General features: G+C 54.5%; 10 protein-coding genes. 2 read left to right on the plus strand and 8 right to left on the minus strand.

Features of this window, described 5'->3' with window-relative positions; translation table 11 throughout:
* Positions 1-576: 576 nt before the first annotated feature.
* The 7 genes from Q0K10_RS15005 to Q0K10_RS15035 form a co-directional block, all read right to left on the minus strand.
* On the minus strand, positions 577-2448 hold the full coding sequence (locus Q0K10_RS15005) for a beta-N-acetylhexosaminidase (protein ID WP_294508751.1): 1872 nt from the start codon (positions 2446-2448) through the stop codon (positions 577-579).
* Between the two features lie 75 nt (positions 2449-2523).
* Complete coding sequence (locus Q0K10_RS15010) at positions 2524-3939, minus strand: MFS transporter (protein WP_294508754.1); 1416 nt, start codon at positions 3937-3939, stop codon at positions 2524-2526.
* Between the two features lie 70 nt (positions 3940-4009).
* Positions 4010-5938: a carbohydrate binding domain-containing protein gene (locus Q0K10_RS15015; protein WP_294508758.1), complete on the minus strand. Its 1929-nt coding sequence runs from the start codon at positions 5936-5938 to the stop codon at positions 4010-4012.
* Positions 5939-5942: 4 nt separating this feature from the next.
* Entirely contained in the window at positions 5943-6692 is a 750-nt protein-coding gene (locus tag Q0K10_RS15020) for a type II secretion system protein (protein WP_294508761.1), read from the minus strand.
* A 48-nt stretch (positions 6693-6740) separates the two neighbouring features.
* Entirely contained in the window at positions 6741-7853 is a 1113-nt protein-coding gene (locus Q0K10_RS15025; protein ID WP_294508764.1) for a GntR family transcriptional regulator, read from the minus strand.
* A 486-nt stretch (positions 7854-8339) separates the two neighbouring features.
* Positions 8340-8666 (minus strand): hypothetical protein, encoded by a 327-nt coding sequence (locus tag Q0K10_RS15030; RefSeq protein ID WP_294508767.1) that lies wholly within the window; start codon positions 8664-8666, stop codon positions 8340-8342.
* 335 nt (positions 8667-9001) lie between these two features.
* On the minus strand, positions 9002-9319 hold the full coding sequence (locus Q0K10_RS15035) for a hypothetical protein (RefSeq protein ID WP_294508770.1): 318 nt from the start codon (positions 9317-9319) through the stop codon (positions 9002-9004).
* 315 nt (positions 9320-9634) lie between these two features.
* Between Q0K10_RS15035 and Q0K10_RS15040 the strand changes: the two genes are divergently transcribed.
* Complete coding sequence (locus tag Q0K10_RS15040; protein ID WP_294508774.1) at positions 9635-10654, plus strand: restriction endonuclease; 1020 nt, start codon at positions 9635-9637, stop codon at positions 10652-10654.
* A 56-nt stretch (positions 10655-10710) separates the two neighbouring features.
* Positions 10711-11670 carry a hypothetical protein gene (locus Q0K10_RS15045; RefSeq protein WP_294508778.1) on the plus strand — a complete coding sequence of 320 codons (960 nt, stop codon included), beginning with the start codon at positions 10711-10713 and terminating at the stop codon, positions 11668-11670.
* Positions 11671-11710: 40 nt separating this feature from the next.
* Here the strand turns inward: Q0K10_RS15045 and Q0K10_RS15660 are convergent, their stop codons facing one another.
* Complete coding sequence (locus Q0K10_RS15660; RefSeq protein ID WP_366943029.1) at positions 11711-11791, minus strand: hypothetical protein; 81 nt, start codon at positions 11789-11791, stop codon at positions 11711-11713.
* Positions 11792-11793 lie beyond the last annotated feature (2 nt).

Genomic DNA, 11793 nt, shown 5'->3' on the forward strand with positions numbered 1-11793 from the left:
AACTATAATCCAACTCAACGAAAAGGAAAAACCGGAAATGGGTAATTTAAAAAAACAATCAACGCAAGCTCAAACAGGAGGACAAAAATGACAATTTCAAAGATGTATGGGACGGCAGTGTTTTATTTTTTATTCGCGAAATTCCGTTCTGCTTTACTCGGAGTTTGCATTCCTGATCGCTGATGTGGTCGCATATATTGCGGTTTGCCCCGAACCCTGGACAACCGAATCAGGTTCAACAGTGGAAAAAGAAACTCATGGAAGGAGTTTCCGAGATTTTCCAGTCCAGGACAGAGCGAAGAGAAAGCAAGCCGTATACCGAAGACGATCTGATGAGGAAAATCGGACGCCTCGAAATCGAGAATGACTTTTTAAAAGGCTTTTTACACCAATCTTCTGCAAAAGTTGTCCAATGGGGGAGGGGTAGTACAGATTTCTCAAGCTCTCATCGGTCCAGCCGGTCTGCCGGCAAAATCATTATTGCTCAAACAGGTTTGGAGAGAAAGAACGCGGGAGGAAAAAACTTTTATAAAAGACTTTTCCTCCCCGCATTCGACTATTTGCAGAATCGGCTGACTAAAGAACGGACCCACTTGCAACGTTACGATACCAATTCAGCAAATTCACTGTTTTCTCTGCGGCAGGGATACGATGGTCCAACTCGTCAATCGCGGAAACAGTACCGTCAAGGTATTCGCGGATTCGCATTGTGGTTTCCTCCAGCCGGGCCGCCAGTGCCGCGTTACGCGCCTGAATGACTTCAAGTCCGAATGGTTTTGCGCATTTCAACCATTGGCGGCGAAACGAGGCATCGAACTCCCATACTGCTGCAATCACCGCCGGAATGTGCGAAACGGCAAGCTGCCGCAGGGCAATCCGGTCATCGCGGTCATAGGCGGTTTCCAGCGTGCCACGCAACTCCAGTTTCAGCAGCAGAAGATCAAGTGCGTTGACGATGTGCTCGAAATCTCCCGCCGAACGATCGTCCAGATGTGGCAGGAGTTTGTGCAGCATTTCGTGATAGCGGACGCTCAGTTGAAGGTCGAATTCCGGATTTCGCCGCTTGCAGTCATCAAAGAGGATGCCGAGCAGCGGATCATCCCAGATCATCATTGCCGGATTCATCGCATATTCGTCAAACGCCTGGATGGATGAGGCGGTCACGTGCGCTTCATAACTGCTCCGGCAGATCGCGGCAAACCGGCGCGAGGTCTCCTTGTCCGGATCGTCCGCCGGAACGCCGAACGCAAGATCCGCGCAGAAAACGATTCCGGCCAGGGATGAGTCGTAGTTGCAATAGGCGCCGTCATCCCCCCACATCGTAAAAAAGATTTCCGAAATTTTCTGTCGCCGACACGCCTGGATGCACGGAATGGCGGTCTGCATCGTTTTTTTGTGATCGTACCAGAGACGGGTCCAGGTCCAGATTCCGGATCCCATGACCGGCTCAAAACCGATGTTACGGTGACGCTGGATCATTTTTTCATACATCGTGACGTTGTCATGACAATAATCCCAGTAGACGAGCTGCACATTCCGCGGAATGCGTTTCCACACGGATTCCGGAATTTCATGCTCAAGGTCATAATACTCCTGATCAGGATTCGAAAGCCGGAAGTACATGTCCGACCAGATCATCGGAGAAAATCCGGTTTTTTCGCACAGCGCATTGACTTTCGCAAGATGGCGGTTGAAGAGTTCGAATCCGCTTTCATAGCCGTGGATGTCGAGAAAACGCCCGCGACCGAGGTCGTGAGTCTCATCCATTCCGATGTGGATGCGGCGGCTTTTAAGAGCTTTGCTCCAGAAATCGAGCATTTTTTCAATCAGCTTGTAGGTCTCCGGTTCGTCGACTCTGAGGACACTGGCGGTATCTCTCACTTTGTCGTAGGCTCCACCCCATTTGAGGATCTGTTCGAGATGGCCGAGTGTCTGGATGCAGCCGACCAGCTCAATCCCGAGACGGGAAGCATAGAGATCGAGTTCTCGAATTTCATCGATCGTATACGCTCCGCGCATGTAGCCGAAAAACGGTTCGTCCGGCAGCTTGTAGACGTCTTCCGTGTAGAGCATGACCATGTTGTACCCGGAGAGCGCCAGGCGACGAAGCCACATCTTCAGGTGATCGACCCGCATGACCATGTTGCGGGATACGTCAAGCATGATTCCGAGCGTTTTGAAGGGAGTCGTTTCATCGCATTCGATTTTTCCGAGGGCAGATCCGATTCCGCGCGCGGCCGCCGCGATGGAGGTATACTCGATCTCCACCGTTCCGGGAGAGCGTTTCACGCGCGAGATTGTACCTTCTCCTTCCACCCGTTTCGCCTTCAGCTTGAGGCCGCGGCCATTGCTGGAAACAGGGTACTCCTCTCCCAGGGTCGCAAGGAGTTCATGCAGTTCTTCCGGCACATCCGTGGTGCGCCACACCAGATTCGGGATTTTCGTCATGAAACGACATCTCCTCATGTTCATGATTTCTGACAGGTCAATTGCCAGGATTGTTGTTCAGATTGTTGTTTTACGTCAGTCCATCTCTTTCCGGTATACCGGGGCGACGTATCCGCGGCGGCCGCCGCGTTTCTGCCAGTCACGGTAGAGTTTGACGAAGCAGAGGAACGACAGAACCGTGAAAAGAAAGTCCCAGGCGAAAATATACTGATAATCTTTGATGAGATCGAAAAGCAGTCCGCCGCAGTAGGAGCCGACCGTCATGAACAGTGCCCGGAAAAGCGCGTTTGCTGCGCTGAACTGACCGTAGAACTCTTTCGGAAGAATGTCCACGAAAACCGGCAGCGAACTTGTCATCTGGATGGCATAAACCACTCCGAGTGCGATCATTACCACATAAAATGTCGTGTAATCCCGGACCAGAAAGAATCCGAACAGGTTTGTCAGGATCACGAGTATGAGACCGAGTCCGTACACTTTCAGGGAACCGAGTTTATCCACGAGAACCCCGAGTGGAAAACTCAATATCACTCCGACCAGGCCGAACCAGCCGCTGATGATGCCGAAATCTTCGACGGAGATATGAAGTTGTTCCTTGGCATAGAGCAGATTGAACATGCCGCGTGTGATCATCGACACTTCGCTCAGCGCCATCGAGAGAAAAAAACAGTAGTAAAAAGGAATCGAATAACACTCCCGGACAAAGATCATGATGTTTCCGACGAACGACGGTGCTTTCGCATCAGGATCAACCCCGGGATAACTCCCTTCGCGAACCGTGAAAATCATCCAGAACATCCCTGCGGCAAAGAGTGCCGCCAGCGATGTGAACAACGTCTCCTGATAGTTCTCCACAAATTTGAGCAGATAACGTGAAAAAAGAAATCCCACCAGGGAGCCGCTCAGTTGCAGCAGTGCCATGAACCGGCCGATGTACCGCTCTGGAATCACATCCGGAAAGAGATAGTAAATGATCGAGCCGATAATCAGGTAGAAGATGTTGTAGAAAACGATCAATCCTCCGAGAATCCACAAATCGAAGGAATCGCTGTACCAGACGAAGCAGTTTTCCAACAGCCGGCAGATCGGTTTCACCCACCCGATGCCGATGAGTGCGAGCGCCATGAATGGCGTTGCGAACAGAAGAAAAGGCATGCGCCGACCGAGCTTTGTGCGGGTCCGGTCGCTGCGGAAACTCACAATCGGCGTGATGATCATGTTGAACACATAGGGAATCGTCGTGCCAAGAAGCGCGATCAGCTGATTGTTCGCGCCATAATTCCTGGCGATGAGCGGCAGAGCGTTGCCGAGCATCACCTGCATCATGGTGAAGATCCCGGTCCCGAGGCAGAGAACCGTCATGGTCGAGATCAGCCCCGGCAGAGTGTATTGCAACGTGCCGGTGCTCAGCTCCGGTGCACCGGGAGTGGTCGTCGGACGATATCGGAAAAGAGTTTTGGAGAGAATGATATTCTGGGGCTGTTCGCTCATGGCTGTGTCTCGAAGGTTAAAAAAAACCGGGAAAGGCATTCGCTGTTTCCCGGGAGATGGAGGGGCGGATTCAATCGATCAACAGTTCGGCTGCTGCTCCGTCGGAGGAGAATTCCCAGCGATTTCCGCCAAGATGCCGAACCAGTCCATAACGTGATTGCGGTTTCCAACCCGCGGGCAGAGTGAAGCTCCCCTTCACCGGACCGTGTGGCGCGGCGATCAGCACGCATCGTCGCCCGTCGTCGGCTGTGAACAATCCACCGCGCAGAATGCCGCCGTCACCGCGGAAAACGATTTTCCGCATCGGAGCGTCACCCAGCAGATAATCGCTCAACTCCCGGAGATCCGCACCGACCCGGCACACTTCCGGCCAGCGGCGGTCAAATTCGTCCTCGCCGTTTACGCCGCTGAAAAGGTCGAAGTAACTGTAGCCGAGAAACGCTTTGGCACCGGAAATCGCATCAAGCCATACAGAGGCGCGCATTTCTGTTTCAGTCGGTGCGCGGTACTTCGCGTATTCCTCCGGACTCCGGGTCGCATAGTTGCCGATGTTGTGAAACTGCGGCACGCCGACCAGCGGAGGATTGGGGATGGCCAGTGCCCGGAGTGTGTTCTCCAGACCGCCGACGACGCCGTCGAGGGTATCTCCGGGATTGGTGATGGAATAGTGATCCACTCCGTAGAGGTCGCAGAGCGAGGCGAAACGGGCAACGTCATTGTCCCGGCAGAACACAGCCAGAATCGGATGACGGAAGTCGCGCTTGAGCAGTTCCGCTTTGCGTTTCAGAATATTTTCCAGCTCACTGCCCGGAGGTTCGTCGGCGATGTACCAGGCCAGCAATGCGGGGGAATCCTGAAAGCGTCCCATGAGCGGAACATTCTGATCCGCACCCATCGGGGCAATCACCTTGATGCCGTTCGCTTCGCAGAACTCCATGATTTTTCCAGGTTCTTTCCAGCTCATAGCCGAGTAGTCCAGAATGCAGTTGAACGGACTTCGAGCGATGATTTGCAGATCCTCCTCCAGATTCCGCGGCTGTTTAAGCCGATCGTCCACGCAGTTCATGTATAGTCCGATCGGCAGAAACTTTTTTCCGTCCACGAGGATTCGTCCGTTGGCATCGATGGATACGGTTCCGGGGCGCAACGCCTCGGAGGCCGGAGCCGCAGTCAACGGCATTTTACGCACAGCGACGGGTTTGCCGTCCGGAGTGGTGATTTCGACTCTGACTTCCGAATAACCGGGATGCACCGGCAATGTGAATGCAATCTCCCGTGCTGTTGTCCGCCAGTTCCCGGTGCAGCTTCCGTACACCGTTCCATTCTGCTCGATTGAGGCGCGCAGGGGAAGGTTTTTATTCATGAGGTTTTCCGGCAGGCCGAGCATTTGAATTCCGAAGGTCATTTCCGTTTTCTCTGCATCGGTGAAGAGTGTGCCGCGCGGGCTTTTCCAGTAAAGCCACAGTTCGGGAGCACGTTCCGCCCGCGCGACGAACATTCCGCAGAACCGATTGATTCCCACGCGGTTTTTCGGCAGAAAAAGCGTCAGTTTGGCATGTCCCGCGTTTTCCGGAACAGTGAATTCTCCGCTGAAGAGATGCCACTCCGTCATCGAGGGGGTGTGGTCGCCGAGATAGACGCCGGAAAGGTATTTCCCGGTCCGGTCATGAAACTCGACGGCAAGGGAGGGATTCGAATCCTTCGAGCCCTGCACCCAGGCGCCGAACGTGTAGACCGTGTTGTTCTTCAGCTGTTTCCGGTTCAACTGGTACGAGACCGGCTGATAGAGACTCGCGTCGTTGCGTCGGATTTCCAGAACCTGGTCGCCGAATTTCCCGCCGACCGACTGGATGGTTCCCTCGCAGCCCAGACTCCAGCCGGCCGGGTTCTGAAAGTTCAGCTCCGGAATCAGATTCCCTGCGGGAGGTGCATCCAGCGCAGCCAGCGGCAGTGTGACCGCTGCCAGCAGAAACACAATGGCATGTCGAACCTTTCTCATGGATTTACGGCTGCTCCTGATAGTAATCTTCATCCTCATACGGGGATTGGGCGATGTTCATGATCCGGTCGACGCGACCGTCCATAAAGAGGTAATTCATCTTGCTGCCGTGACGAACCGCTGTATTCCACAACTCCGGATAGCGGGTATGATTTCCCGGGGTTCCCGAAGGCCAGATCGCACCGGTTGTGCCGTCTCCCGCCTGAAAAGTCTGGCTCAAGCCATACTTCAGCTTCAGACGGGTGATCTTTTTCGCCGGCATCCACCCCGGTTCATTGTACAGATTGAAAGAGGCCGAAACGGTGTAGCCGCATTCTTTCACCTGCACGGACGCACCTCCCTGTCCGGGATTGTCGAGCGAGGAATTCCATTCGCCGCCGGCCGCCTCATATCCGTAAAGTCCGCCGCCGAACTTTGTCATGTCGACTCCCGCGTTCCCTTCGCCGCGCGGGGAAACAATAACTCCACCTGGACAGGACATCACCTCTTCGCTCAGGCCGTTCAGCTTTACGACTGCCGCAGGCCAGTTGTAGGCGACGTTGTCGATCCGTATCGACATTGGCATCAGGTAGTCATTATTGTCGTTGTTGTAAAATGCGAAGCCCATTCCGAGCTGTTTCATGTTGGATTTGCATTTCGCGTCTTTCCCTGCCATGCGGGCTCTGGAAAGAGCCGGCAGCAGCATGCTTGCCAGAATCGCGATGATCGCAATCACAACCAGCAGTTCAATCAGTGTAAAATGTTTCGGCCTCATAACCATTCTCCTGTATTGGGGTTGAGTGTATCTGAACATAATCTGCCTCTATTTGCCGGGATGGATGTCAGGGGCTGCTGCTGGCGCGGGCCCGGTCGACTGACGCATGATATATTGAGCCGGGGTGTAACGAACCCCTGCTTCACTGCGTCCATTGTTCAGCTGCCGCAGCAGTTCCCGAATGCACGCCATTCCCTGATCGCGGTATTCGGCGTAGACGCAACTGATCTGGTAACTGTCCAGGAACCAGTCGGTTTCGCACCCCTGGATTACAAGACTGATGTCCTCGGGAAACCGGATGCGGCTGCATTGCAGCTGGCGAATGATTTCCAGGGCGTAAATGTGTCCCTCCGGAACCACCAGCGCCGTATGCCCGTTCAGCTGGCGAACCGTGTCGAAAGCCGCCCTCCGAAGAGTTTCCGGGGTGCGTTCCTGCCGCATCAACGGCGGGCAGAACGCTTCGATCGAGACTTCGCCGGAGGGGAGTGAGGAGAATGCGCTTCGGATCACTTCTGCAATATCACGGCTTTCTCCATAGGTATAGGCCACCATGATTTTGCGATGGTGCAATTCCCGGAGATGACGTCCGACTTCCCGGTAGATATGGGTGGTCCCCAGCAGCAGCTGCTGACAGCACAGCCTTGCCGGAGCATCGGCTTGTTCATAAAGAAGGCCGAGGACTACGCAGGGTTTTCCGTCCGCAGTGAGAGCCTCAACCAGAGCGGAGGGCGCGGCACCGGCGATGATATATCCATCGGCCTCCACTTTGCCGCGCAGAGCGTCGAAATCGCTGTCGCGGTCGGCGAGTTCCCGCAGAACCAGATTTACGTGGCTCAGGCGTGCCTGATGGACCGCTCCCCCGATCATGTAGGTATGAGCCGGATCGCGGAGGCGCTCCTCCATGGAAAAGAGCATGAAAGTCGGAGTTGTCCGTTGCGTCTGTAGAATGCTTTCCCGACCGGCGTCCGTAAAGAAGTGCCCATTGCGCGGGGCGGAGCTGACCAGGCCTGAGGCATGGAGCAGATGCAATGCCTTCCGCAGGGTCAGACGACTGCAACCATAGCGAGTCGCCAGCTCCCGTTCACTCGGCAGCAGGCCGGATGGCCCGTATTCCGTCAAAATCTGCGCCGACAGTTTTCCACTTAGTGACGGTCGTCCCATTTTAATCTCCATTCTGGTTCATTTACATTTATATTATAGTGTGCCACAAACGCAAAGTCAATGGTTTATTGACCAGTATTTGCAAAAAAACGTATATTTTTCTTGTTTCTGGTTTATTTATTGGTATGTTTATTGGACGATCAAACACTTTCCTGTTTTCAACATTGCGATATTCCGGGAGTGGAAGAGGAGCCGAGGATTCTGGCGATTGCGGAGTATGATTTCGCAAGCCCCGGGGAACGACAGCCATTCCCCCTTGCCGATTCTTCCGGTCCCGACGCCTGGATTGAGTGGCTGGATTCTGGAATGTTCGGTTTATCTCCGGCGGGAAGATTTCCGGAACTTCCCGGCACTTTCCCCGTGTTCCATTGCGGACCTGCCGAAATTCTGGAGTCAGACCGTCAAAACTCATGGGCGGAATTTCCGTATCCGCTTCCCCGTGGTGGGCGGATTCGCGAGAAGCGGTTCCGGGTCTGCGGTAAAGCATCACGACTCGCCATTCATGGCGGCAAACTGCTTTTCATAATGCCGCTGCATGATCTGCCCGAAAACAATCCCCTTGACCAGTTCAATGTCCGCTTTGTATTCGGCGAGGCTCTCCCGCAGTTTCTGTTCGGAGGCCATTTCCCAGACGAATGGAATGTAAACGTACATGGTGTTCCCGGTGAAGCTCATGAGGCTGTAAGGTTTCCCGCGCAGCGGAGCATAACAGCTTTCCGCAAAGGAACACTCCTCCCGAATCGCGGCGGAGGCTTCCTGTTCCGAGCCTGCGGTCGAGTAGATCCAGAGCGCATCGTTTTCATTTCTGAACAAACTGAAATTCGGAGGCGTTTCACTTTTTCGGAAAGGAGTTGTCATAAGAAAATTCGCCGCCGTTATCTGTTCCAGATGGTGTCCCCATTTCCGGGGGAGAAACAGCCAGCTGTCGGAAAAGGAAAACGGGAAGGAACAGCGGAATAGAAGACCCGTTGAAACGATTTTGAACGTGACGGAGGTTCTGATTCCTCCGCGCACAACATATCGTTTCCCGTTTTTTTTCACGCTGCCGAACAGTTCTCCGACACTCACGTGGCTGTATTGCAGGGTTCCTCCCTGCTTTTCCAGCGTGAAAATTTGATGTGGAATATCTCGTTCGAGATAAAATGCGTTCACCTGCCCGGGAAGAAGAGGGCGCTCCGGCACTGGTCCCCGTCCCACGGTCTGGATTTCGCGCATGGTATTTCGAGCTCACGGGCAACAAGTTCCGTCGCCTCATGAATCACCGCCTGTTTCTTCCGGCAGAGATTCAACTGGCATTGTCCGAGGAGAAACAGCAGAACGAAAACTTCCCAGAAAAGCAGCGTGTACCAGAAATAACTCCGGACTCCTGTCAGCGATACCAGAAGATACACGACAAGAGCGGCGACGATCAGGATCATGTATGTCTTTTTCTTTGCTGAAAGATAGTTTGACAGGCTCGTTGTCATCGTGTCGATTCTCCGCTTCGTTTTCTGCAGGAACACTTTTGACGTTGCTTTGACCCTTGTCGCCGGCTCGTTATCTCTTCTGAGGTAAGATAGCATGGAATGTTTCGATTGCCAGCAGAAATTCGGGAATCCGGCATGAAAATACGCGGAGCTCAAAGATGGCCCGCGGGATTTGCTGCCTCTGCTGGAAGGGAATATCACCGGGACGGGTCGGCGCATGGAAGCGCACCTGACAGGGGGATTTGACAGATGGGGAAACTCATGCTAACTTTTATCTCAAGTCGAACAAGGTGCGGCAGGCGGGAGGAAAACACGATGGCTTTGTGGATGATCCGGGCGGGACGGCGTGGTGAATATGCGGAAAAATTCATCAAGGACCACTGTTTTTATATCACGTGGAGCGATTTGAACTGCGATCTCGCCGGATTCCATTCGCGGGATGAGATCAAACACAAGTTGAGGGAAATTTATCCGGACGTGAAAACCAATACCATCCGCATCTGGGCTTCCCAGATCTGGATGGGGTCCCATGAAATCAGCGTCGGAGACTGGGTGATTCTTCCCCTGAAAACGCAGCCAACGATCTGGATCGGGGAAGTCGTGCAGGGATATCAATTCGACCCGGCCGCGGCAAGCCCCTATTTTCACCGGATTCCCGTGAAATGGATCGGAGAAAATATTCCCCGGTCGAACTTTGCGCAGGATCTGCTCTTTTCGTTCGGAGCTTCTTTGACCATTTGCCGGATATCGCGGAACAATGCGGAGGAGCGGTTGAGAAATATGGAGAAAAGCCGCTGGGCCGCCGGGAGCGACGGCTATGTCACGATGGATCTCTCCGCTGACGAAACCGAAGAAACCTTTCAGGATGTCGAAGAACTCGCCCGCGATCAGATCATCCGGCTGATCGGCTCCAGATTCAAGGGACATGAGCTGGCCCGTCTCGTGAACGGGATTCTGGCGGCGCAGGGATATCACACGTTCATGAGTCCTCCCGGGCCGGACGGCGGGGTCGATATTCTGGCGGGAACCGGGTCGCTCGGATTCGGAGAGCCGCGTCTGTGTGTTCAGGTGAAGTCGCAGGACACTCCTGTGGAACTCAAAGAGATCAAGGCGCTGAAAGGGGCGATGCAGGATTCGCAGGCGACACAGGGGTTGTTCGTCTCCTGGGGCGGCTATAAGAGTTCGATCAAAGAGCAGAGCTCTTTCTTCAGCGTCCGGCTCTGGGGGAAGAACGAACTGCTCGCGGCGCTTTTTCAGACCTATGAGAAACTCGATCCGGAACTGAGAGCCGATCTGCCGTTGAAACAGATCTGGACTCTCACGGATGAAGAGTGAGTGCCTGTCGTCTTTTTTCAGGAATGAAACCGGAGGGAAAGCATGGTTGGTGACATTTGGCGTTTTTTTTTCTGCTGGTAATTCCCGTGATTCTCTGGGCGGTTCCGCGCACCCGGCGCATGACCGGAAACTGGATCGTCGCCTTGAAAAGCGTCCCCGTCGGATGTGCCGTGATCATCGCATCGATGATGGTGCCGGTCGCTGGAGTGGGGCTGGTTTCGCAGGAGCGGTATCCCGTGCTCCGCTGGGTGTTGATGCTTTCCTTCCTTGCTCTGGGGATTGTCGCGGGTGTCGCCGTGATTTTCGGAATTGCCCGTTTTATCCGTCGGAGATATCGCGCAACCAACAGACGGGCGATTCTGCCGTTCGTGCTCCTGTTTCTGTTTTTCGGGATTGGAACGGTTTGGGTTGCCGTCGCGTATTTCATGATCCATTTTGCGATTGCGCTCCACTCCGGGGAGCGTTTTGTCGGTGACTGGCGCAGCTTTGAACTGCCGCCGGAACAGGGGGTGGAACTCGCATTTGAAGAGCGTCCCATCCATCCGTTTCAGGCGGAGTACGAATACCGGCTGCGCTTCGGGAAAGCGGACGGGGCCGTTTACCGTTATCTCCAGGTCAACACGGGCGGACGAATCGCGTTCACCCTCTACCGGTTGAAAGACGGGCGGCTCTTTCTGGGCGATAAAGACGGCGATTATCTGGTTGACGCGGCGGCGCGGCAGTTGCTGGTGCTGTTCGAGTACAACGGAAAAGGGTATGGCGCGGCCTGTCCGGACCGGGTGTTCCATGACTGGGGCTGGGCCACGCAGGAGGGGGAAACCGTCTTTTATGAGTTTGACGGTCAAAGGGTGGAAGCACAACTGCTCCCGCCGGAACTGTTCGACGGCTGGAGTTTTTACGGCAGCATCTCCAACAAATTCTTCCCAGCCGGGGAGGGGAATGTCGTACTCCTGAAGACCCCGCCCGTCCGGACCGCTCAATCCCCTGCCGGAGAGACCTCGTCGGCAGGAGATTGAGCGGGAGGGGTGCCCCTCCCGCTTTGACGCGGCTGTCGGGTCAGTTGCTCCGGAGCCAGGTTGCAAGTTCGGACTTGCCGCGATTCTGCCAGAGGGCGTAGGGAATCGCCGTGATGCGGATCT

The sequence above is a fragment of the uncultured Victivallis sp. genome (assembly GCF_944391105.1).
In the GTDB taxonomy this organism is placed as follows: Bacteria; Verrucomicrobiota; Lentisphaeria; order Victivallales; family Victivallaceae; genus Victivallis.

Bases quoted from the DNA above. Each gene is read 5' to 3' on its own strand.
- Q0K10_RS15040 (WP_294508774.1), top strand. From the start codon at position 9,635: ATGGCTTTGTGGATGATCCGGGCGGGACGGCGTGGTGAATATGCGGAA.
- Q0K10_RS15025 (WP_294508764.1), bottom strand. From the start codon at position 7,853: ATGGGACGACCGTCACTAAGTGGAAAACTGTCGGCGCAGATTTTGACG.
- Q0K10_RS15035 (WP_294508770.1), bottom strand. From the start codon at position 9,319: ATGACAACGAGCCTGTCAAACTATCTTTCAGCAAAGAAAAAGACATAC.
- Q0K10_RS15015 (WP_294508758.1), bottom strand. From the start codon at position 5,938: ATGAGAAAGGTTCGACATGCCATTGTGTTTCTGCTGGCAGCGGTCACA.
- Q0K10_RS15005 (WP_294508751.1), bottom strand. From the start codon at position 2,448: ATGACGAAAATCCCGAATCTGGTGTGGCGCACCACGGATGTGCCGGAA.
- Q0K10_RS15010 (WP_294508754.1), bottom strand. From the start codon at position 3,939: ATGAGCGAACAGCCCCAGAATATCATTCTCTCCAAAACTCTTTTCCGA.
- Q0K10_RS15020 (WP_294508761.1), bottom strand. From the start codon at position 6,692: ATGAGGCCGAAACATTTTACACTGATTGAACTGCTGGTTGTGATTGCG.